General features: G+C 47.6%; 18 protein-coding genes. 3 read left to right on the plus strand and 15 right to left on the minus strand.

The window, feature by feature from the left end; all coding sequences use genetic code 11:
- Positions 1-25: 25 nt before the first annotated feature.
- Positions 26-1,300, minus strand: coding sequence for an ABC transporter substrate-binding protein (locus NSS66_RS01980; protein WP_023988107.1), 1,275 nt, complete (start codon positions 1,298-1,300; stop codon positions 26-28).
- Positions 1,301-1,543: 243 nt separating this feature from the next.
- Here NSS66_RS01980 and NSS66_RS01985 point away from each other — a divergent pair, with 243 nt between their 5' ends.
- On the plus strand, positions 1,544-2,392 hold the full coding sequence (locus tag NSS66_RS01985) for a copper amine oxidase N-terminal domain-containing protein (protein ID WP_053325201.1): 849 nt from the start codon (positions 1,544-1,546) through the stop codon (positions 2,390-2,392).
- A gap of 289 nt (positions 2,393-2,681) precedes the next feature.
- Here the strand turns inward: NSS66_RS01985 and NSS66_RS01990 are convergent, their stop codons facing one another.
- From NSS66_RS01990 to NSS66_RS02000, 3 genes are all read right to left on the minus strand, one after another.
- On the minus strand, positions 2,682-4,523 hold the full coding sequence (locus NSS66_RS01990; protein ID WP_068940600.1) for an adenine deaminase: 1,842 nt from the start codon (positions 4,521-4,523) through the stop codon (positions 2,682-2,684).
- A 153-nt stretch (positions 4,524-4,676) separates the two neighbouring features.
- Positions 4,677-7,055, minus strand: a complete 2,379-nt coding sequence (gene helD / locus NSS66_RS01995; protein WP_340958372.1) for an RNA polymerase recycling motor HelD — start codon at positions 7,053-7,055, stop codon at positions 4,677-4,679.
- Positions 7,056-7,411: 356 nt separating this feature from the next.
- Positions 7,412-8,443, minus strand: coding sequence for an FUSC family protein (locus tag NSS66_RS02000; RefSeq protein WP_175405266.1), 1,032 nt, complete (start codon positions 8,441-8,443; stop codon positions 7,412-7,414).
- Between the two features lie 187 nt (positions 8,444-8,630).
- Between NSS66_RS02000 and NSS66_RS02005 the strand changes: the two genes are divergently transcribed.
- A complete protein-coding gene (locus tag NSS66_RS02005; RefSeq protein ID WP_069080064.1) occupies positions 8,631-9,953 on the plus strand; it encodes an MFS transporter in 1,323 nt (440 codons plus the stop codon).
- A 93-nt stretch (positions 9,954-10,046) separates the two neighbouring features.
- Positions 10,047-11,216, plus strand: a complete 1,170-nt coding sequence (locus NSS66_RS02010) for a glycosyltransferase family 4 protein (protein ID WP_068940598.1) — start codon at positions 10,047-10,049, stop codon at positions 11,214-11,216.
- Between the two features lie 57 nt (positions 11,217-11,273).
- Here NSS66_RS02010 and NSS66_RS02015 read toward each other — a convergent pair whose 3' ends face one another.
- The 11 genes from NSS66_RS02015 to NSS66_RS02065 form a co-directional block, all read right to left on the minus strand.
- Positions 11,274-11,906 carry a DUF2238 domain-containing protein gene (locus NSS66_RS02015; RefSeq protein ID WP_023988099.1) on the minus strand — a complete coding sequence of 211 codons (633 nt, stop codon included), beginning with the start codon at positions 11,904-11,906 and terminating at the stop codon, positions 11,274-11,276.
- A 25-nt stretch (positions 11,907-11,931) separates the two neighbouring features.
- A complete protein-coding gene (locus NSS66_RS02020; protein WP_013309792.1) occupies positions 11,932-12,135 on the minus strand; it encodes a YwbE family protein in 204 nt (67 codons plus the stop codon).
- A 65-nt stretch (positions 12,136-12,200) separates the two neighbouring features.
- On the minus strand, positions 12,201-12,941 hold the full coding sequence (locus NSS66_RS02025; protein ID WP_069080066.1) for a DUF1361 domain-containing protein: 741 nt from the start codon (positions 12,939-12,941) through the stop codon (positions 12,201-12,203).
- Positions 12,942-13,127: 186 nt separating this feature from the next.
- Positions 13,128-14,879 carry a hypothetical protein gene (locus tag NSS66_RS02030; RefSeq protein WP_340958375.1) on the minus strand — a complete coding sequence of 584 codons (1,752 nt, stop codon included), beginning with the start codon at positions 14,877-14,879 and terminating at the stop codon, positions 13,128-13,130.
- A gap of 34 nt (positions 14,880-14,913) precedes the next feature.
- Complete coding sequence (locus NSS66_RS02035) at positions 14,914-15,873, minus strand: sugar phosphate isomerase/epimerase family protein (RefSeq protein WP_034095012.1); 960 nt, start codon at positions 15,871-15,873, stop codon at positions 14,914-14,916.
- Positions 15,873-16,745, minus strand: coding sequence for a carbohydrate ABC transporter permease (locus NSS66_RS02040; protein WP_076156962.1), 873 nt, complete (start codon positions 16,743-16,745; stop codon positions 15,873-15,875). The genes NSS66_RS02035 and NSS66_RS02040 overlap by 1 nt, the downstream gene beginning before the upstream one ends.
- 21 nt (positions 16,746-16,766) lie before the next feature.
- On the minus strand, positions 16,767-17,669 hold the full coding sequence (locus NSS66_RS02045) for an ABC transporter permease (RefSeq protein WP_025721738.1): 903 nt from the start codon (positions 17,667-17,669) through the stop codon (positions 16,767-16,769).
- Positions 17,670-17,699: 30 nt separating this feature from the next.
- Positions 17,700-19,307, minus strand: a complete 1,608-nt coding sequence (locus tag NSS66_RS02050) for an extracellular solute-binding protein (RefSeq protein WP_028542781.1) — start codon at positions 19,305-19,307, stop codon at positions 17,700-17,702.
- Between the two features lie 394 nt (positions 19,308-19,701).
- Positions 19,702-20,907 carry an MFS transporter gene (locus tag NSS66_RS02055; protein WP_023988092.1) on the minus strand — a complete coding sequence of 402 codons (1,206 nt, stop codon included), beginning with the start codon at positions 20,905-20,907 and terminating at the stop codon, positions 19,702-19,704.
- Positions 20,908-20,926: 19 nt separating this feature from the next.
- Complete coding sequence (locus NSS66_RS02060) at positions 20,927-21,988, minus strand: ROK family protein (RefSeq protein WP_340958376.1); 1,062 nt, start codon at positions 21,986-21,988, stop codon at positions 20,927-20,929.
- A 187-nt stretch (positions 21,989-22,175) separates the two neighbouring features.
- Positions 22,176-24,482 carry a helix-turn-helix domain-containing protein gene (locus NSS66_RS02065; RefSeq protein WP_081326392.1) on the minus strand — a complete coding sequence of 769 codons (2,307 nt, stop codon included), beginning with the start codon at positions 24,480-24,482 and terminating at the stop codon, positions 22,176-22,178.
- Positions 24,483-24,632 lie beyond the last annotated feature (150 nt).

A 24,632-nucleotide genomic window follows, 5' to 3' on the forward strand; every position in this document is an offset into this window, starting at 1 on the left:
TCCTCCCGTGACTGGTCTCGTGTCATCACTGCTGAGCTTTCCAATATATGCGTATTTGGCGCAACAGCTCAGCCTTATCTATCTTTCCACTGATGTAGCTTTGGATAGATGCTCCTGTGATGGCCCCATGATCAGGTGGAAGGGTTGACATAAACGGCAGCGTCTTTCCGCTCGAGATATACGACTTGATTGATCTTCCCAAAGGATCGGCAGGCTCTAAATCAATATTTTTGAACGCGGGTACCGTATTAGCCTTGTTTACAAGAAAATCTTGTCCGGACTTGTCGTATACCAGCCAGTTCAGAAACTTCTTTGCTTCCTCTTGCTCCTGAGGTGTGGTAGCTGTGGAGTCAATGAAAATATACTTTGTTACACCGACTGTAATCTTAGCATTGTTAGGGTCATCCGTATTATCGCTTAACGGAAGGGGCAAAAAACCGTATTCCTCATTTGCTGTATCATTGCTCTTAATCCCCGCCCAAGCCCAGTTGCCCATAAACCAAAGCCCCACTTTTCCCTCTCCTAATGCTTTAGCTCCATCGTCATACGTGCTGTCCAAAGGCGAATGCTTATTGATGCTGTTATCCTTGAGTAGGTCTAAAGTTTGTACCCATCCAGACATCACACTGTTTTGGGACATGTCTATGGAGTTATCCTGCATACCTTTAACAAACTCCGGAAAACCCCCAGGCTGAACAGAATAAGATAAAGCTAAAAGATGAGAGCCGAGAGACCAGTCCATTGGTGAAAGCATGACCGGTGCTACTCCCGTCTTCTGAATCTTAGCCATTAATGAGTTCAGGTTGCTTCTACTTTTTACCGAGGAAGCATCAAAAGCCCCACCTGTTGCTTTGTCCAGCACTTTCTTATTGTAAATTAATCCGTAGCCTTCCACTGCAAATGGAAACCCCAGCACAGCATCACTTTTCTTAACGGCGTCAAGTCCATTTTCTATCGTATCAGCTACCCACTTTTCTTTGCTTAAATCAACGGCTTTATCCAGAAATTGCTGAGCATCCCCAGGATCCAGCATCGACATGGTAGCGGGACTTCCTGAGCCATACATCGACATCAGCTTTTGATATGCAGACGTCCCCTCAGGAGCGGTAATAATCTCCAAAGATACTTCAGAGTGCTCTTGATTGTATTGTTTTGCTACTTCTTCTAACTGAGTTTTTATTTCACTTTTGGAATTCAAAAGTGTAATCTTGGTCGTCTGCTGTGATACTGGTGAGGCTGAGCAACCTATAAACATCATTAAACATGCTAGAGAAATCGCAACTTTTAGCTGTATTCTCATTAACTTTCCCCCTAAGGATTTACTTTGATAAATTTTATGAATAATATTCAATGTTATCGACATAATTCCCCGGGAAGGTTAGAAATTTTCCATTGGTAAATGAAGGAAGTTAATTGAATAGTACAAACTGGTTGTTACGTTAAGTTAACAGACAGGACAGCGCAACGATCTTTATCCAGTTGCGTCTTAATATGGGGTAAAGTTGCTGTGCAATAAATTTAACCAAGAAAGGAGCAATCATTTATGAAAAAAGCTTTCTTTGGGGCTTTTCTTACAATTTTTTTATTTATTTCATCGTCCACTACTTATGCAGCAGAAAATCAAATCAAAGTTGACGGTGTGACTACTACATCCGATGTGAAGCCCGAAATGAAGAACAAACGCACAATGGTACCTCTACGTGTTATTAGTGAAAGTTTGGGGGCTAGCGTCGAGTGGTCCAATTCCGAGGTTATTCTCGCAAAAAGCGATATGAAAGTGAAATTAGCAATAAATAGAAGCACCGCGAAAAAAAACGGAGAAAAGATACTGCTTGATGTAAAACCATACACGAAAAATAATCGCATATATGTTCCACTTCGTTTTATTGCAGAGACGTTTGGCTGTAATGTCAATTACAACAACTTTGCAGTGACTATTGATACTAAACCATTGTTCATAGACGGTGTACAAGTAAAAGCATTGCAATATGAATACCATATGTTTATGGGCGGCGTAGTTCAGCAAATTAATGTAAATGCATTTAATGAAACCATTTATAATATTTTTGCAAAAAACATAGGTGAAAAGGTTGAAGCACCTGCAAACTACTCTTGGAGCTTCACTATTGACACATTTGGGTCTTATTATAAAAATGCACAATATGATTTCTTAGACCAAAAAGGGAAAAGCTTAGTTCGTTTTGATATTTATTCTTTAATTAGTCCTGTTCCATCTGAACTTTCAACAGAATATCCAGAGATTTTAGTTCATGACGTATCGAAAGATAAGTGGTATTTGTTTAACGATACCGCAAGAAAATCCATTAATCAGTTAATGTTTACCGCTGGGAAGAACGGTTTTCTGAAGATTATAAGTAATACAACTGTATAATGTGATTTTTTCTTATTACACTTTTTTCGTCTCCAAAAGATAAAAGGCAAATTCCCTGCTGAATATGCTTCACATGGGTTTGCTCTACAAACCTGTTCCAATCCTGCTCTATAATCGAGGCTTGATGAGCCATCTTTTCTAATGAACGATAACAGGGATGCATCTGCTCACCACTCCTTGACTTTTATAAAGGAATCGAAGATAACTTTTTTGGCTTCGTATATGAAAAACAGGGGTTATCCCTCAGGTCTGGTCAGACCTGCAGGACAACCCCCAGCGACGTGTTCTATCAGACTTCCGCAGCATCCTCTTCCACGAAAAGAGATACCTTGCGGATGCCATCCGCTCCGATCACGACAAGCCCCTGATCCGACAGACGGATTTCAGGGATAACGACCAGTGCGAGCAGTGACAGTGTCATCAGCGCGTTGTTCAGCATGCAGCCGGATTGCTGAAGCGCCCGGCTGATACTTTCGGACTGCGCAGCCACCTCTGCAAACGGAGCTGGGGACATCAGCCCGGCGATAGGCAGCGGGAAGCGCGTCTCACCCGAGGCGGATACGACGACCACGCCACCACGCAGGGCAACAGCCTGCTTCGCCGCCTGGGTCATGAGCCCGTCATCATTACCAATGACGAGCAAGTTGTGGCTATCATGCGCGACGGTCATGGCAATCGCAGCCGGCTCGGTGAAGCCTACACCTGTTACAAGTGCAACCGCGTGACTGCCACTGGCATGATGGCGCTCGAAAACGGCTATTTTGCACAAATCCTGTGCAGGATCTGCCGTGACTTCTCCATTACGGACCGGAACGGTCATCCGCACTTCCTTCGTGTCCACGTGATTTTCCGTAACACGAATCACTCGTACAGGTACATCCCCCTCCTGTACTGGAGCCGCAATGCGGAAATCTGCAGCACTCAGCTCTCGCCCCAGATGGACGGTGTCCATCACTTCCGCAGGATAAACGAAGCCGTCCCAATCGGCGACCATTTGACCGTGCTCGGCCACCAGCTGGCCCGCTGCGATGGTAGCCGTCACATTCACTTCGGCCAATCGGCCATCAAGCAAAATAATGTCGGCAATCGCACCCGGAATGATCGCTCCGATATCCCGTGCCACGCCGAAGCGCTCTGCCGTATTCAGCGTGGCCATCTGAAACGCGGTTACGGGCTTGACGCCCTGTGCAATGGCATGACGCACGACGAAATCCATCTGTCCTTCATGGAGCAAGGATTCTGCGCTGCGGTCATCCGTTACCAGCATCATGCGGCGCGTGTCGAGACCCATTTCCGTGCTGGCTCGGATCGTCTCGGCCACATCATGCCATGCGGAGCCTTGCCGCATCTTGGCATACATGCCGAGCCGGATACGCTCGGCTACATCCTCGGGCGTGACACACTCGTGATCGCCCGTAATTCCCGCGGCTGCATAGACCGGCAGACGCCAATCATCGGAGGCCCATGTAAAATGGCCATCCGCCACCTTGCCCGCGCGCAGCGTGGCCTGAATTTCCCCGATCATCACATCGTCTCCATAGACGACACCAGGGAAATTCATGACTTCGCCCAGCCCGATCATATCCGGGCCCCAGCTTAACGCCTCTGCGACTTCCGCCGGGCCGAAGGAGGCACCCGTCGTTTCCAGCTCCGGACCTGTGGACGGCACGCAAGAAGCCACCTGCATGTAAGCAGCCAGCGGTGTCGTACGTGCTTCGTCCAGCATCAGACGAAGCCCTTTTAGACCCAGTACATTGGAAATTTCATGCGGGTCAAAAAAACCACCCGTCACTCCCAGCGGCAGTACAGCCTTAGCGAACTCAGTTACGGTCAGCTGTGTGCTTTCGATGTGACAATGTCCGTCCAGTAACCCCGGTGCCATATAGCGGCCTTCGGCTTCAATGATTATGGTGTCTTCTCCAATCGTATGACTGACGTCCCTACCGACGTAAGCGATACGAGAACCTTGCACAGCAATAGACATGCCTGGCAGCAATTCGCCCGATACCACATTGACCAGCGTTCCTCCGCGGATCACCAGCGATGCCTTGCGCTCCCCTCTAGCTGTAGCCACCAGCTCGGGTACACAGTCCGCCAGCGGCGGGCGTTGAAATACACTCTTCATGTCCATTACGTTTGTAACCTCCGTTTATGCTTCTTACCTGTTTTTCTTATTTGCTTATGTTACTGGAATACGCTCCATAATGCCAGCCAACTCTACATCTATTCAAGCATCGCATGGGTTTCTAAGGTATTTGCCCCCAGCTGATTGCCAATGTCCTCTCTATAGAACACTATCACTTTCTTCCACTTTGCGAGTATACGTATCCGAATCCCGTAAACTCACGAATGGCGTAATCTCCCCTATGCTATAAATATGCAGCAGATGCATCGCTCGCGTACAGGCGGTGTAGAATAACTTACGCTCACTCTCACGCTGGTATTGTTTCGCTGATCCGTCATAAATCAGGACCGCATCGAATTCCACGCCTTTTGCCAGGTAGGCCGGAATGATATGAATCCCCTTTTCAAAAGCGGGAGTTGTTTTCTTAATCAATTTTGGCTTCACTGACAGCTTTTCTTCCAGCGCTTCGTAGGCTGCCGCGCTTTCGTCAGCATTTTTACAAATCACCGCGATGGATTCATAGCCTTCTGCCAACAATTCTGTGACATTCCCAGCTATCTGTTGATGCAACTTTTCACGCGAATGCACCTCGGTTACAAGAGGCTTCTCACCCTTACGATTAAACGGTACAATGTGCTCTCCCCCAGCGACCATCCCCCGAGTAAATTCCACAATCTCCTGTGTTGAGCGATAGCTTCGTGTCAGGGAAATCATTTCGGTCTGATCTGCACCATACAAGTCATACAATGGCTCTGCATCCTGAAGCACCGAGGCATGGGCATAGATAGCCTGATTAAAATCACCCAGTGCCGTCATTTTAGCCTGTGGAAATAAGCGCTTGAAGAAAGCCAGTTGGAATGGGGAATAGTCCTGTGCCTCATCAATAAACACGTGACGGATGTTGCTATTAGAACGGAAACCCAGCATCAACTCACGCAAATATAAAAAGGGTGTCACATCCTCATACGCTAACTCCCCAGCCTGAATTCGTTCCAGAGTTTGTCGACTAATTTCACCCCAGCTGACGGGCAGCTCTGCATGATTCGCCAGTTGGCTCAGCAGCGTCTCGTTCATAAACAGCTCGCTGTAGAGCCGGGTCGTATCTACGAAGCGAAGCGCCTTAATCCATTTGCGCAGGGGCTTTAAGCGGTCACTGACCACCATACGCGCCAATATTTCTCTTTCACGCGTAAAATCGTCGAAGGTATCGCCCTTATTCTTGGATTTACGGCGCATGCGGTTATAGGCACGCTGATAATCCTCCGGCTCCATCAGATCCATCTGTTGATCCACCCATGGGGCGAAGCATTCTTCCTTACCAAAGCGGGCCAGCTCTTTGAGCATCCAATCCCGCAGCAGTTCCAATCGGTTCGCCAGCCGCACCGTAGAGTCGAATTCATAAAACTTGCGTGCCATTTGCTCTACTGAAACCACCTCACGTCCCTGAAAGCGGATGGGTTTAAAACGCATTCCCTCCTGTTCCAAATACGTCTTGTAGCCTGTAATCACGTGTAAGAATGTCTTGGACGACTTAAAGCGGATACCCTCCATCCTGGCTTCATACCCAGGCTGTAACGACGCTGAAAGCACATATTCCAGCTGTTCAAATGGATCTTCTAACTGAAACTCCCGGCCCAAACGCCGCTCCAAATATTCCTGAAACGTGGCCTGAAGCATATTTTCCTCACCCAATTCAGGCAATACTGTCGATACATAACTGTTGAACATCGGGTTAGGCGAAAATAACACGACCTGATCCGCTCGTAAGCGATCCCGGTACTTATACAGCAAATACGCTACTCTCTGAAGCGCAGCAGAGGTTTTGCCACTTCCCGCCGCCCCCTGAACAATGAGCATCCGACTTCGATCATCACGGATGATGCGATTCTGCTCCTTTTGGATGGTAGCGACAATACTTTTCATTTGAGCATCCGAGCTGCGGCTCAATACTGCTTGAAGAAGTTCGTCTCCAATCGTCACCCCTGTATCGAACATAAAACGGATCTGTCCATCACGGATCGAGAATTGGCGCTTAAGCGTGAGTTCCCCTTCCATCTCCCCTGCCGGGGTCTTATATGAAGCGGGCCCCGGCATGTTATCGTAATAAAGATTGGAAATAGGCGCGCGCCAGTCGTATATCAGAAACTCCTCATCTTGATTATCCAGCAGGGAGGCAATCCCCAGATAAACACGTTCCGCAGTCTGCCCTTCCTCAGCAAAATCAATGCGTGCAAAATACGGTGAATCAAGTAACTTTTTCAAACGACCTAACGCCTCTGTAGAATGCTTGTGTCTTCGTTCCCGCTCAGACAAAATCTCAGACTGCTGACGCAAACTGGTGGACGTCTCGCCCACATCATCCGCCTCACTGAAATTGATCGTTACCTCATCCCAGAAGTCTTTACGCATATCGACGACATCTCCGCGCACAGAACCAACCTCTGTCTCTAGCTTCCGAATACGCCCGCTAATCACTGCGGTCACATCTTCTACTCTTCGTTGTTCTTCATTCCATTGCTGTTCAGTAGTCACTGACATCGCTCCTGTTCCGTTTCCTCCTGCTCCACGCAGGGCTCCCTTGCGTACAAACTATGCTCTATTATGGACCCGGGCATACTCGCGGCATCCCCCTGATCCGGGAAAATTGACTAATCCTTTGAAGCATGCTATAATATAAAAAGAAGTATGATTTACAACTTAAGCATATGGTTTTACCATAAAACAGAGCATCCTCTATTGTATCAAGTTCAGTCCCTGTTCGCAACCAGCGGGCTTTTTTTGTGCGTTCTGGCAACCTTCTATTAACCTGTTCTTACATAATTGAATTCATTACATAAAAAAGCGACCAGCCATCTGATTGATGAATGCGGTCGCTTTTCTTTTAGGAAATTCGCCTATCTGCTCTCTTCCACAGGATGAATATGATCGGCCAGTCTGCTCAGCCTCTCCAGCTGATGACCATAGTCGTACATCGCCGCAGCTACAATGGAAAGCCGCAGCATTCCCTCCTGACAATGGTCAAAACGTGTAATCGCATGCTTCATAAATTCGCCGTTGGCTTGCTGAAACAATTCACTTTCGTCCTCATTCGGTTTTAGCTTATTTTCGAATTTCAGTAGAGCATGCTCGTGAAAACGAATCAGTAGCTCCAGATGACTGTCAAAAAAAGCATCCGTTCCCTTTGGCCGTAGAGACTGGAAATAGTGCCTTTCCACTGCATCCAGTACCTCATATCCTTTGTGCAAACTTCCGAGCATTTGTTTGTATACTACCATTTGTCTCGTTTGACTAAACTTAGAGCGCTTGAGCTTCTTCTGCTCTTCCTCGAACAAATGATATTTGTCCGACAGCGATTTAATAGCTCCCTCCAGATTTCCTTTTTCCTCTTTAAAGACAGACTCCTTAATCTCATCGGAAATGGCAGTACGCAGCAACAAAGACATGCTGTTAAATACATTTTGAATCTGATTAATAAACTGCCTTTTCGGTTTCGGGGGAAAAACGCTAACATTGATGACAAAAGCAGACACAATCCCAATCAAAGTGAGTGCAAAGCGGGTCACCGCAAATTTCCAGTCCCCTGAGGCTTCCATTACAGAAACAACGGTCACAAGTGTCAATCCAACCGTATCAGCCATATTTATTTTCAGACATATCATAAGTACCAATACACATACCAGCCCGACTGCAATCGGCTCATTCGAAAATACCATTCCGCCCAGCAACGCCATGATTGCACCTAGTGTGCTTGTTTGGAGTTGATCCAGAAAATAACGCCACGACCTATATATCGACGGTTGCATGGCAAAAATAGCGGCTATCGCTGCCCCCACAGGCGAATGGGTGTTCAAAAGCGTGCTCAGAAAAAGGGCGAGCGTCACTGCGATTCCCGTTTTTAACACCCGTGCTCCAAAAGCCAAAGCCATCCCTCCTGCTTACCTTTCAAATTTATTCATACCGAATTACTATAATGAAAATTCAATGTAAAGTCCATGCTTTATTATTACCCAAAACAATCGGAGATCAGGAATATTTATGAAATGTACAGTTCCTGATAGAATACATATCAACAGAATTAACTTATTTTCAACAACGTCACAGGAGGAACTCATCGTGTCATGGATTAGCAAAATGTTAGAAGAGCCCCGAAAGTGGCCGCGTAATATCCGATTGTTTTTTATGGCCAATCTGCTGTACCAGATGGGTACGGGAATGTTTTCTGTGCTGTACAACCTGTATATCCAAAAGCTTGGCTTTGACGATGATATGAACGGCCAAGTGGTCAGCATGCAGGCGCTAGCGACGGCGTTGCTGTTCATTCCGGTCGGATTTTGGGGCGATCGGACGAGCCGCAAAAATATGCTGCTCATCGGCGCGTTATTCAGCGGCCTGGCCTTTCTCGCCCGTACCTTTACAGATACCAGCGGAAGCATGTTGGTATTTGCCGTAATCTCAGGTGTATTCGCCGCCTTTATTCAGGTGCTGGCTGTGCCTTTCTTAGCGGAAAGCATAAGTAAAGCCCAACGCTTAAAAATATTCAGCTATTACTCAGCTCTTGTACTGGCAGCCCAAGTCCTAGGCAGCTTCGGGGGTGGTGTACTCGCAGATGGGCTGCAGACGTGGGGAATCACACCGCTATCCAGTCTGCGGGTTGCTCTGTTCCTTGGAGGAATGGCAACATTGACCGCTTTTATTCCTCTATTATTCATCACAAAAACTACGGCAACCTTAGAAGCACCAGCTCCTGCCGAATCTTCACCTCAAACAGAACAAGTACATACGCCGCACAGTACATCCGATATACCTGACTCGGAGACGCCTGCTGCTGCTTCTGATCGCCGGGTTATTGGACAATTTGTTCTGGCCCAGTTTTTTCTTGGGTTAGGTTCAGGTCTGGTCATCCCGTATCTTAATTTGTATTTTACGAACCGCTTCTCCGTATCACTCAGCGCAATGAGTTTACTGATTGCACTCGGCCAGCTCATGACCATCCTCTCCATGTTGATCGGACCTACCCTAAGTAGCCGAATAGGACTGGTCAGAGCTGTAGTTGGCTTCCAAATGCTTTCGCTACCGTTCCTTCTCATTACAGGCTTTACGAACGTGCTATGGATCGCTTCCATCAGCTTTCTATTCAGGCAAGCGCTAATGAATGCAGCCAATCCGCTGCAAACCGCCATTCTCGTCGAACGTGTGTCAGATAAAAATCGTGGCATTGCCAACTCCATTCTCCAGACGACCTGGATGCTAGGCACCGCAGGTATGGGACCTGTACAAGCCTATTTGGTTACAACTTATGGCAACTACTGGGGCTATGCCATCACATTTAGCATGACAGGTGTTTTCTATATTTTGTCTTCCCTCGTCTATTACAGAATGTTCCGAGAAAAGCGCCCGTCCGCGGGCCAGCTTTTACAAAACCCGGCAAGCCCGTAAACAAAATCATGACACAATAAAAGCCGGAGCCTCCAAGCGGACTCCCCTGGAACGTCATAGGATAAATGAGAATGGCGGAGGAGGAATGAAGGCATGCTTCGAGTTGCATTATTTACGGACACGTATACGCCTGACGTGAATGGCGCTGCTCTGACCCTGGAACGATGGATTGGCTATCTGGAGACACATGGAGTATCTACGCTCGTCTTCGCACCGGAGGCAGACCATCATCTGCCCTCTGGGCCGGGTGTGGAGCGATTTCGGAGTATTCCCTTTTTATTGTACCGGGAATGCAGACTTGCGATCCCCAACGCCAAACAGATCAACGAGCGTCTGTCAGCCTTTTCCCCGCATTTGATTCATGTCGCTACTCCGTTTAACCTTGGCCTGTATGGAACAAGCTACGCATCCAAACACCATATTCCACTTGTCGCCTCATATCACACCCACTTTGATAAATACCTCGAATATTACAAGCTTCGCTGGCTTGAACCTGCGTTATGGAAATACATGCTCTGGTTTCACAGACATTGCGAAAGGGTGTATGTCCCTTCTCAATCAACCATGGAATTGTTGCGCAATAAAGGAATGGGGCAGCTCGAAATCTGGAGTAGAGGCATTGATACTGACCGATTTCAACCAAAGGTGGACCGTAATGCAGTATGGAGGAAATGGGGCGTTCATGCAGATGCATTTGTTATTTTGTATGTGGGCAGGCTTGCACCGGAAAAGGGGATAGACACGTTACTGGATTCCTATCTTCAGTTACCCGACGACGTCCGCGCAGCCTCTGTGCTGGTCATTGCAGGAGATGGTCCATTGTATAAGGTCAAAACTACAGCGGATATAGGGGTGCCGGAGCATGCAGTCCACTGGCTTGGTTTTGTGAAAGGGCCGGAATTAGCTGAACTCTACGCCGCAGCCGACGTATTTCTCTTCCCTTCCACCACGGAAACCTTCGGCAACGTTGTACTGGAGGCTATGGCGAGCGGTACACCTGTGGTCGGTGCCAATGAAGGCGGGGTAAAAGATAATCTAATCCATGGAAAAACAGGGCTATTGTGTCCTTCTGGGGACGCCGCTGCCTTTGCCAAAGCTGTACACCTGTTGTACGAGGATGCCTCACTTCGCGATTCGATGTCCAGAGCGGGTAGAGCCTACAGCCTGGAGCAGACGTGGGACCGTATTTTTGAACGGCTACTGGACAGCTATATGGACGCAGCAACCCTACACCTCGACAGCCGTCCCATGACGCGAATGTAGCCTTCAAAAACAGCGAAATTCCAGATAGCATGATAAAAGCGAGGTAAATAAATTCTGCTAATACCTTAATTGTTTCAGCAGCTTGTTATGTACCCCACTCAACAAAATCACTGCGGTCAAGGCACCGATGAACGCAAGAAGCATATCCCATTGGGTATCCCATACATCTCCCTGTGTGCCCAAAAAGGCTTCTGCTGCCGTTCCGGTTGCCTTGGCTACAGCAAACTCAATCAGCTCGTACACAGCGCTGATCGCAAGACACACACTAACCGTGAGGAAAGTGAGCCAGCTCCCGCTTCCCAAGGCCGTTTTACGCAACAGCACTTCCCTGACAATGAGTGCAGGTACAAAACCTTGTACAAAATGCCCAAGTCGATCATAATAATTGCGCTCCAGTCCGAACGTATCCCGGATCCAGTTGAACAGTGGCATTTCGGCATAGGTATAATGTCCACCGACAATCAAGATCAATGCGTGCAGCCAGATTAGGGTGTATACCAGATTGGTAAACCGAAATCTACGGTACAAAGCCGTCAGCAGCACAGCTCCCAAAACCGCGGGTAGAACTTCCAGTACCCATGTAAAATAATCCACCGGGCGAATCAAGGACCAAATGAGGGCAAGCGCCAGCAATACAAGTAAAACAAGCGGGTAGCGATCATTTTTAGACCATGCCGTTGCCTGGTTCATCTTCATTCCTCCTCAGCCCAAAGCTCTAGCCTTCGTTCGTTACGATATGTTTGACACGCCCAACCTGTCCGTCTGCCAAACGCACTTTGATTCCATGCGGATGACGCGGGGAATTGGTCAAAATATCTTTCACCGTTCCTCGCGTCAGCTTACCGGTAGGCTGATCCTTTTTAAGTACAATATCTACCTGAAGACCAGCGCGAATATCGGATCGATTCTGTCCGTTCATTGTAGCTACTCCTCCTTTGTTTTTACAATTTTTTGATGATATCCAGCCACTCAGCTGCAATCAAATCACCAGCGACGCCATTCGTCCTGGCGGTTGTTCCCCATCCAGACTACGCACATCGTGGATACATAGCTGACGAGCAAAATAACAAATACCATCCCACTAAACTCCACAAAATGAGTACGTTGCAAGGAGTCTGCCCATATAGAAGATACCTGTGCATACAGTTGAGAGGGCGCAGAAACAATATCCCATGTGTTCCCTCGAAAGAAACGGCCAATGTAAATACCCAGGCTGCTCAACAAGAGTACCGCCAACATAAACAGCCAACTAACAAGCCCACCACGTGCACGCTGTACCAATTGTCGTACGGATTCGAGCGATACAAAACCCATTGTCAGGCCAAGTACGGCTACCAGCAGCATTCCCAGTACATGATTCCAAAAGTACGGATTTCCCCAGAAACGTTGCTCCCCGAGAAATGGATATCTGGCGAATACATGCAGCAAATCTGTGATCAAATAGGGTGTATTGGGATAAAAGAAAAGCCATGCCGCCCCCGTAACCCAGAGTAAAAATGTCCTTGTTCCCCGCCTCCACGAGCTGTACATTACATCAAGCAGTAGCGTCAACAGCATAGGAATCCAGGCCAACATCATATTCCACCAAATAAAAAGATAAGGGCGGCCCCCTGAGGGCAGTCGCACGTTAATGATCCACAATGTACTGATTACGGAGCATAAGGCCAGTGCTAAAAAAACATAGAGTTTTAGTGGATAATTTAACGATCTTAAACGGGCATACATATGTGTCTTTCCTCCTTGTAACCGTCCTGCCTTCCTGACGTTCCAATTTACACCTGTTCTGGACAGTGTACACCACAATGGCTTCAAGCTCAATGGAAGCGCTCTACCTCTACATAAATGAACATAAAAAAACATCTGTTCTCCGGGAATTGACCTCATCCCCGAAAAATAGATGCTTACTGTGTTTTAGACTTCACTCACAGGTAAAGGCGACATACGAATGTGGATCGTCTGATCAAACGGAGCCATCCAGTTGACCAGCAATGTATGGCAATCCATGGGGAGAGTGGCTCCCCTTACGGAATTAGCCATATGCTCTACGGTTGTTCCCATCAACTCAAACCACGCATTCCCAGATTCATAGCGCGCCATACCGCCAGTCCAACATTGAATCGTTTCGTTAACCAGCCGATATTCCCCGCAAGTGAAGCGTCCTTCGCGCCCAAAAATAAATCGAATCTGTGTCATGCAATCTACTGGACCCTCTGAGCGAAAACGAAGCGTCCACACATCACCCTGACGATCCACATCGACCCGAATTTCATGCTTTTGTTCATGGGTTAATGGCCGTTTGTGATGCGGAAGCAAGTACCACGGACTGACTTCCTCCTGCGAGGTAGGCGGCAGATCTAAGGTCGCTACAGGGCCATAATAACCTTTGACCTGTGTGCCCGACAGAGTCCAACCATGTTCGTGAGCTGTCAGCTTCTGCATGGGTACAAAACCAGGCGAGAAATACGATGCAGCCTGAACCGCCAATAATCGTGCATCTCCGTGTCGCAACGATAGGAACGATGAAGCCTCGGTCATCAGTGTGGCACTGGTATCCTCCTGCCGATATCGAACGACTGGCGCTCCAAAGTCCGTATGCAGTCGGCTATGATAAATCTGCTGGTGATGGCCTGCCTCATCCATTCGACTCAGATAGTCAGCCCTTGGGAAGTCTCCGTTCAGTAGTTGGTTATAGGTGACAGGTAATGTAGCTGGCGATACTTTACGAGTTTGCAAACGCGGATCTAGTAAAAAGCGCACAGCCGCATTGATAGGAGCACCGCCAGGATGATCCATGACTTGAATAGCGGCGACAGCCATCGCTTCAAATATAGCGTCCTCATCCTCTGTAGCCAGCATGGCATATGGTAGAAGATAAGAAGATAAGTTCAGGATCACCCCAAAATCCTGTCTCCCTGAATACTCTGTGACCACTTCGCCATCAGGATGGACAAGGTACACCATCATGCGTAAATTACGGCGCACCGACTCTAGTAGCTCCGGCTGTTTTAATAATCGGGCAGCATGAATCAGCATAATATCGCTAACGGCATTATAAATTCCGTTGCTGCGCTCCGTCCATTCGCCATCTGGTGTCCCGTCCAGCCCTTCGGCTAGCCAAGCCTCGGCCCGCACGAGTGCCTCGGGTAGATTAAACAGCTCATGTAGAAATCCCAGCGCAGCACACAATACCCAACGGTGATTTGGCGTATGGCAACCTCCGGTCAGCATGACCGGAATCGTCCGCTCCAGAAACAAGCGGATCGCATCAATCACCCGACGCAGCTCCAGCCAGTCGTCACCAACCAGCAGCTGATAGACCTGGGCGTAGCCTACCACCACGAACGCTGTATCCGGTGGCGAGTGAAAATTGGTCCAGCCCGGTGAAATAGAACCGTCCTCATGCTGCACACGTAGCATGTACTGCACAGCCAGCTCCAGTCGGATGAGTACATCCTCATTCCGATAATATGCAGAATCCGGATTGACGAGCGCTGCCGCCCAGATCGCCATTGCGGCAGGAGTACCGACCGAATGATTAGGCCAGGCGATTCCATTCTCATCATCAGTCACTCCGCCGTAATAACGGCTGTCAGCATCCAGCACCTGATGGTCCATACCTGGTTTTACCCAGGCATCGTTGATCGCTACGATTTTACTATACATTCCTCTCAACCCCTGTAATATGCATAATCGTTTATCATCCTTGCGGCTGAAGCTTCGCTATCTTACTTGTCAGCAACTCATGGCTACGTTCAATATCCTCCGGCTGACAAGCTGCTTTCAGCTCATAAACCTTAATAGGGGCCTGCCGGATAATATTCACGAAACGATCAAAGAACTCCAGATCACCGCTATGAATATAAGGGCACCAGTGATCAGATAATCCAATGGTTTCATGAATATGAACACCGAGAATATAGTCGATCATTTCATTGGCTTCCTTGGCGTTGTCGTACAGTCCCATTCGGTCCATAATCATACCGTGTCCAATGTCATACCACAGATAGACAGGTGCACCCTTCAAACGATCTATAATCGTCTTTGCCTCCTGCAACGTAGGCATCTGATAGCAACGTGAACGCGTTTCAATGCCAATGGCTACATCATATCCCTTGGATGCGATGCGGTCACACACCTCTTCCAGACTATCACGGATGCGTTGTACATAGTGCCCACTCAGTGAATTCCGACGCTCCAGCATTTGGCCCCACAACGTTTGATAAGCAGCAGAATCCCTGCCCTGCTCATTGAAAATATCCTCTAGTTCCTCACTGATATCATATGGAAATGGAACCTCTCCGGGATGCACAACTACCGCTTTTGCACCATAACGATGCGCATATTCCGCAGATTGCACCAACAGCTCTATCGCACGTTGTCGCTTGCTTTCATCGTCAAACCCGAGCAGAACGGAATCCGTGCCGTAATCCGGGTCTGGTGTATGAGGAAATGTATTATGCACACTCGATATGCCGATTTCTCCCCGCTCAATCATAGGCTCAATCGTCGTCAGCATTTCCCGGGTAATGTTATAGTTCAACTCCACCCTGCTAAAGCCCAACTGACGGATTTCCTCTACAAGTTCTCGGCCGACCGTATGCTTTTTAATATTCCAACAGGTGGAAAAGGAATATTCCCCCTTCGCCTTCATTATCATCACCCTTTCACCGCTCCCACCATCACGCCGCTGACAAAATATCTTTGCAGCCACGGATACACTAGCAGAATTGGAACCGTTGCAAAAATGACACTTGCTGCCTTCAACCCTTCGGGCGTAATTCTCGCGCCACTGGCTCCTTCCAGCCTGGTTAGCTCGGATACCATATTATTTTGAATCATTTGATACAGCTTGAGCTGTAACGGGAACAAATCGGGGTTTTGAATATACATCAGCGTATCCTGAAATCCGTTCCAACGGCCAACACCGTAAAACAGGCTTAATGTCGCCAGCACAGGCAAGGACAGCGGTAGTACAATCCGAAGCAAAGTGCCGAACTGGCTGCTGCCATCGATTTCTGCTGCTTCTTCCAAGCTTTCTGGAATCCCATTAAAAAAGGAAATCAAAATAATCAGATAAAACGGGCTGATCAGCCCTGGTAAAATAAGGGACCACATATTATTCAACAAATGTAAGTCGCGCACCAGAATGTATTCAGGAATGATGCCGCCGCTGAAAAACATCGTTACTACAATAATGAACATAATCGTTTTACGACCTCTTAGGTGTTTCTTTGTTAATGGATATGCTGCGATAATTGTCATTAACATACTCAGCACTGTCGTGATCAGCGTCAGCATAACTGTAAACCCGAGCGAACGGATCATGCTCATATCAGAAAAGACCTTTCCGTATGCCTTCAAATTGAACTCTACTGGTAACAAAGTAACTTCCCCGGATGTAATGGCCCGGTTCGAGCTAAAGGAAATAGACAAAATGTGAATAAACGGGGCCAAGCACAGTAGTACAGCCACAGCCACTAACACGGTGGTTACGATATCAAAGGTGCGATTTGCAGTACGTTCACTCATCAGATGCCAGCTCCTTTCCCCTTACATAATACTTTCATCTGTCAGTTTCTTGGAGGCATAGTTAGCTCCTAATACGAAGATGAGACCAACCACAGCTTGGAACAGGCCTACCACCGTTGCCAGCGTATATTGCCCGGATTCCATCCCGATGCGATACACGAACGTGCTAAGTACATCGGAATAATCTCGAACCGCCACATTTCCAATTACATAAGGACGATCAAAGCCAATAGTGATCATATTACCCAAATTAATGATAAGCAGCGTAGCAATTGTCGTTTTCATGCCAGGGATCGTAATATACCAAATTCTTTTCATGCGTCCTGCACCATCTACCTCGGCAGCTTCGAACAATTCCCGGTTAATCCCGGTCAAGGCAGCGAGGTACAAAATCGTTCCCCAGCCTGCACTTTGCCACACTCCTGTCAGCAGGTAGGTGAGTACCCAGTCATTTTTATCTGTCAAAAATGGAATCGCCTGAAACCCGAGCGAAGTAAGCACATTGTTGATCATGCCGGACTGCGTACCAAACACCTGGTACACAATCCCGCCAATAATCACCCACGAAATAAAATGGGGAACGTACAAAATCGTTTGTGACAGCTTTTTAAACCAGACTACTTTCATTTCATAGAGCAAAATCGCCAAGATTAAAGGTGCTGGAAAAGATACCAGCAAATCAAGCAGATTTAGCACGATGGTATTGCGCAGCGTTCGATAAAAATCATCCATACGAAACACTTCTCTAAACGCATCGAACCCGATCCACTCACTCCCTGTAATTCCCTGAAAAAAGTTGAAATCCTTAAACGCGATCTGTACTCCCCACATCGGACCATATTTGAACACAATGAAGTAGGCCAGGGGCAGCACAAGCAACGCGTATAATTGCCAATATCTGCGGAAGTAAACGTTCCCTTTCATGCGCTGTCTCCTCCTTTACTTTCCGCCTTCTTACTTGCCTGTCATGGCCTTATAAGCTTCGGTACGCTCATCCAATATCGCTTGACCACCGCTCACCATATAATCCTTCAACGCCGCTTCGAATGTTGCATCAAACTGCGCCGGAGGCACCATCACGGATTTAACGACCATTTCGTCAAACTTATCCAGCAATGAGTTACTGTATTTGGACTCGGCTTTAATCGGATGGTCAAATTTCACTGGTGAAATTGTGTCCGTGTTGGAAATATCCATCGCCTTGCGAACATCCTCTTGGAATTGGGACGGCATGCCCAAAACAAAGGCTTCCTTGTTTTTGTTATCGTCTCCTGCAATCTTGCCATTCGCAATAATGACCACATCACCCTGATTATAGATACGATCCTGCGCTTCTTGTGTCGGTTTCTCCTTGGCAACTGGAATTCCGTCTTTCAAGGTATAGTTCTCGCCTTCCACACCATTTTGCATATCAAGCAGCACCTTCTCGGAAGACATCCAGTCGAGATACTTGATCGCCTCAATCGCATGCTCACTGGATTTAGGTACCATAATGTAGAGTCCATTGGATGCAAATTCTGGCTTGGCGTGCTTACCCTCACTGTTGGTATAAGGGTCCATTGGAGTCAGCTTCGCTGCGGACTGGTTAGCCAACAGATTCGGATAGGCGGAGTCGTTATAATAGATGTTGTCGTAATCTTCACTGAAAAAACCGGTATTTCCGCTTTGAATATCCTGAGTCAGCTGTTTTTTGTCCTTATCCAGACCAAAGTCCTTGCTGATCAGATTCTCATTGTAAAGCTTGTTCATAAACTGAACTCCATCCTTGAATCCAGGTAGCAGGATTGGATAGTCACGGGAACCCAGCTCTTGGGTTAGCGTATATTTCTGCTCATCTGTCACTGGCTTAATAAAAGACCACAACAGCGGATCATATTGCCCCGGCTCCATCGTCATTCCCAGCGGAACGACCTTACCGCCGGTCTTGCCGGGGTCTTTTTCCTTGAACGCTTTTAGCGTGTTGTATAGTTCGTCTGTCGTTTTAGGAACAGGCATATTCAGCGTATCGAGCCAATCCTGACGAATAAAAGAGGAATATTTCCCTAAGATGGTACGTTTGCCGGGAATGGCGAACTGCTTGCCCCCCACCTGACCGTAGCTGAGCGTATCTTCACCGAGGAATTTTTTAAGATTTGGGCCGTACTCATTCAGCAGAGGGGTCAAGTCTGTCAGTCCACCCTGCTCCGCATACCGTTCAAAGGTTCCGGAATCATAAGTGAACACGATATCAGGTACATCACCACCGCTAGCCATCAGAACATTCAGCTTGGTAACTTCTTCGGAGCGCTGAACGGGCACGTACGTCAGATCAATATCGTTGGGTTTGCCAAAGTTTTCTTTTGCATAACGAGTTAAATAGCTGTCAGTAATGGTATAGCCCTGAGGTGTATTGCCTCTGTCAAAAATTTCAACCTTCAATGAACCACCCTTGTTTCCGGTAGCGGTCGAAGCCTTGTCCGCCTCACCCGACGAGCATCCACTCAATACAACCGACAGTGCAACCGTAGCTGCAAGCAGCAGACGAAGCTTCTTCAATGTTCCTCCAGCCTTATTCCCACTCATTCCTGAACACCCCTTTGTCTGCTTTTCCCGTTCGTCGCCTCTTCTGAGGAGGAGGTTATGACATTTCATGCATCGGCATGAGTCTGTCCCTTTTGGTCCGGGATGTGCCTTAGTATGACATGACCGCAGGAAAACTGACAATAAACTAGTTTCCCAATCATAAACCGGTTGATTGAAAGCGATTACTGAACATGATGAAGCGCTTACTCTTATTAAAAATCACTATTTTCCTGTGAATAAACCATTTTCTTTGTTCGTTTTGTGTGAGCTATAGTTCCATATCACGTGATTTAAAAGTTTTTCGCACGAAAAAAAGAGCATCCTCACCCTCATCAGGGATTCGATGCTCACACTACATTTTGTTAATTTCAATGAAATACTAACGTCACTACTCCTACTGTGAAGTCTCTGAAGGGAGGCTCATGGATAGCTTGCGTACCTTCCCTGTTTTCCCATCCTTACGGCTACGTGATACATAAACCATCATTAATGCCCCCAAGGTTGCGCTGATCAGACACGCCAGGTTCATTAATTGCGGCCCTCCAGCGTGAAGAAGAAAGCCATTTAACAAATTACCTACAATCCCTGCCAGCCCGGCAAATACCATATTGAACACGCTTTGTCCGGTCGCTTGCATATCCTTTTCAGTTACATGTGAAACATACTCGACCGCTGCAATGTAGAAAAAACCAAATGACAATCCGTGCAGCACCTGCACAGCAATCATAACGGTAGGGTCGGGAAAAGCTAATTGAATTCCCCATCGAATCATATAAGCGACTGCCCCTAGCAAAAGAGTTCTCTCTAACCCAATCTTTCGAATCACTCGTGAAGCGAGCAGCATGGAGGGGACATTCGTAATGGACGCAATCAGCAGAGCAACCCCGACCAAACTCGTAAGTCCTCCCGACATCTTAAAGGCCAATACGAAATAGGTGTTGAATGCGGTTAACGTCTGATTTACTAAAAAACTGCCCCCCAAAAATATTAAAAATGTCCTGTTGCGTATCAATTGACCAATGCCGTCCGAAAACGATTTGCGCAGCACGAGATCTTCCTCCGTATTTTTCGGCAACGCCAGCGCCGTCAGGGCCGCAAGACTGTTCAGCACCAAAAAAGGTACCCACATCATAGTCACAGATAACAGCGATACAAATAGCCCCCCGGCGTAACCGCCCACCGCATTGCCTATACTCGCCATAAATCGTATACTGCCATAGGTCGTTCCTGCCTTCTTGGCCGCCACAATCGCATAGGAATCCGCAATCGGCGCCTGCGTTGCCGTAAATATTGCCATAGTGGAATACACAAGCGCCATCAGAACAAAACGCTCCGACTGATAACATACAGCCATAATTCCCGGAACCGCTACACTCAAAATGAGCACCAGCCGCATTTGACGATATTGATCCACAATAATTCCCCATATCGGCTGAACCAAAATGGATACCAGCGTACCAATTGCCATCAGAACACCGACACTGCTGCTCGTCAATCCATTCTGAACCAGCAGTAGTGTCAAATATGGATTAAACATGCCCCCTGCCAAGCCAATAAACAAATAGAAGCTTCGTAGCTTCAGCATTTGTGAGCCTACCATCTGGAAACCTCCCTGTTGTTTAGCGTACCGAGCTGTCCAGAATCGTAGCCAATGCTCCGATGGCCCCGGCTTCATTACCTAGACCAGCAGGTACAATAGTACAAGGAATATCCGTCCATAAGGCTACTCTTTGCCGAATTTCATCCAAATAATACGTGTTACCTTCTGCTACACCGCCACCTACAACGATCATTTCCGGGTTCAGCAGGCTGATCACATTCGTCAAAGCCATCGCCATATGCACTAGTGCAGGCTCTAAAATCATCTGTGCTTCTACATCCCCTTCGGACGCCGCTTGCAATACATGTCTCGCCCCTACCTCGTCCCTGTTTCCTCCTGCTAGCCGGATCATGTGTGTACCTGGTATGCCAGAGGCGAGTGCTGATTTTACACTGCGCGTTATTGCCGTCCCCGATGTTAAAGATTCGAACACACCGAACTCATCCGTCCCTTTCTGTTTTGCTGCTTGCCGTGCCTGTTCCTCGCCTGCAATCCAATAAGCCATTTCACCTGCTCCGCCTGCGGCTCCCTTATACATCTCTCCATTTAAAATAAGGCCACAACCGATACCTGTTCCCACCGTTATCATCATCACATGCCGTAATCCCCGAGCTGCCCCTAACCATTGTTCTCCCAAAGCAGCCATATTCACATCATTATCCAGCACCAAGCGACCACTGTATCGGTGTGCAACGATAGATCGTATACTTTCATGCGCATTACCGCCATGCGTACTGTCGCCATGTATACGATCTTGAACACTCCATGGAATTGCCGGGGCGTGGGTAATCGTTCCGCTATCGTTATCTACCACACCAGGGAAACCGATACCTATGCCTTTTAACTGTGCCAGCGACAAGCCTTCCTGTTTTAGACAATGTTCCAGCTCCTCGAATAGACTCTCAAAGAAAAAATGGGCATCGTTCGTATGAACTGTCGGAAATTTATGCCTCACCACTACTTGCTGTTCCGCTGTGCCGATACAGATCAGCGTCTTCGTCCCGCCAACATCAATGCCTGCGGCCCAGCCGGAAGCCTTCGGCTCATCCCTGTGTTGCTTTTGTACATACATGTCCGCCATAGCCATCCTCCGTCATTCCGGTTCGCCATCATGCCTGCCAATACATCGGCTGTTGACGCCCTGTAGGTTCAAGATATGGACATAAGTATCGCATTTGAACACCTGTGCCGCAATAAACTAAATTCCGCCCCATAAACTGACGCGCTTTACTCCCCCTTTTAATGAAAAAAACAAAAAAGGCGAGCGCCTATAGCGCTCCCCCTGTTAATGAATCCTCCGGTTTTAATCTCAGCTTGCGATAATCTCCCGGCGTTACGCCGACTACACGCTTAAATACCCGCCCAAAGGTAATCGAATTGGCATAACCAACCTGAGTCGCAATATGCTGAACCGTTTCGGTCGTATTACACAGCATTTGCTGGGCATGATTCATACGGAGTCGAGTCAAAAAATCGACGAATTTCATATCAAATTCTGTTTTAAATAGATGACTAGCATATTTAGGTGACACATCAAAACGTTCACTCAAATGATTTAACGATAAATCCGGATTCGTATAGTGCTCTTCAATATATTGCTTCATTTCGCTAACCATAGCCCGGTAGCTTTTGGTTTCACTGGCGGCAACGTAAGTCCGATACACAGTGGTCATGTGCTCCAGCATTAGCGTATGCATCACAGCCAATGAAGAAGCAGACTCGACCTCAGATTTCCATCGTTCTGCTTCCGGCCCGTTAAAATAACGATCCAGTGCCCCCGATACATCCTTCATCTCACGCATTTCTCGTTCCAATAGCTCTTGCAGCCACTGCATTACCGTTAAAATATCTCCATCCTTCAGCTTGTCTGTTTCCATTGCCCCAAATAGTCCTTCCAGCTGTACACGCCAATCGTGGCTCGCCAGCCGAAAAGAACGAATCGTCTCCGAAATCAGCGGCAAATAGGAGTATAATGGAATGTCATCAGCCTGCGGAACCTGTTCACTGGTTACAATATCACGCACTCCAAGCGTTAACCGGTACCGCAGAGCAGAAATGGCGGACCGATAGGAATCCTGAACATGCGCCAACTCATGAATCTGGCCGCCTATCCCAATCGTGAGCTGTACACCCAGATGCCCATGCAGCCACTCACAGCCTGTTTGTGCCATTTCTTGCAGCTTCACACCCAGTAAGCCTTCCCCATCATCTACCTCTTTCCGCAATAAAATGGAAATTCTTTTACGACTCATCCATTCTGCCCAGCCCTGCCATCCATAGGTAGCTGCTAGTTCCTGTACCACACCAAGCAACGACAGGCTTAAACGCTGATCTTCGCCCCCATGATCCTCTAAACGTCTGCTACCGTCTGCTGTCTGTGGCAGATCCAGATCGTGCAACTCTACCACCATGACAGCATAAACCAGAGTAACACCTCTCTTCCCGCCATCCGCAAAAGGAGAAAGATCATTCAGCCGAAGCTCTACCGTTTCGGTGCCTGTACCTTCCATAAGATCAAGGAACAGCTGCCGCCGCCGAATGAGTATATTCGCATGCTCCTGCTGTTCATAATCAATCGTTTGCCGAATCAGACTTTGCAACGCATGATCAATCATCCACAGCTCGTCCTTGTTGTTTTCCTCACCCGGACGGCTGGGCAGTTGTTGAATACGCTGCATCATCAGCTGAATTGGCCTGTAATTTCTGCGGGTCACATAAATAATGTAGATCACCGCTAATATAACAACAGCCAATCCAACTACAATCCAGACGTAAGAGATAACAGACACCCACTCGAACAACTGTCCGGCACGAATACCACTTTCAAAACTCCATCCCAGCCGGGGGGACATCAGATGAGTCAGTTGCTGCCCGTCCTCTGCTTTTACAGCATCTTTTGTACCAGATGCAGCTGGATAAATGGTTTGACCGCTAGCATCATTAATCACCAGATAGGAAACTGTCGGATTCGTCATTTGACCAATCATTTGCTGCAACGGATACACACCGATATTGATTACCAGCAGCCCTTGTCCTCCAAAAGGCAACGGGAGGCGCTTATGCATCGAAATCACACGTTCTGACGTATGTGTTCCCGGCTCCGTCCATTCCCGCACAGGTGACCACTGCCGATCCTCCGACCGAAGAGCCTGCTCAATATACGGATAATCACCGAATGTCGAAGCATCCTGAAGTCCACTTCTCGTTAACACCGTGTGATCCTTCGTTCGATAAATATAAACGGAATGTACCAGTTCATGATTATCCTTAAGCGCGCGTAGGCTTCCAACCAGCCCATACAGCATCGTGCTGCCACTTTGCGCCTGCCCATTCAGAAAAGAACTGTAGCTCTTGTTCGTCTCCGCCTCGCTTAATACGTCCATTTCTACCTTTGTCAGCGACTTCTCCACACTGTCCAGCACAAATCCGGTTGTAATCCGATTCGCCTTTCCAGTTTCATTGCGCGATATTTCGTTTACAATCAGGAAGGATAAAAAAATGAGGATCGACACCGTTAACATAAAAATCGGGAAATAGGAAAAAAGCAATCTCCTGTACCAGCTCTTTCGCATCATGTCCTCCCCCTGCCGCCTAATGCTTTCATGACCCTCTCTATAGGGCTTCGCTCAACACTAAGCATACTCGTGATGTCAGTTTTAATGCGGATTTGATTATACTTTGAACCTATTCTACCAAAATTAGATGCTAAATAGATAGATTTCTTA

Source organism: Paenibacillus sp. FSL R10-2748, assembly GCF_038005565.1.
Taxonomy (GTDB): Bacteria; Bacillota; Bacilli; order Paenibacillales; family Paenibacillaceae; genus Paenibacillus; species Paenibacillus polymyxa_B.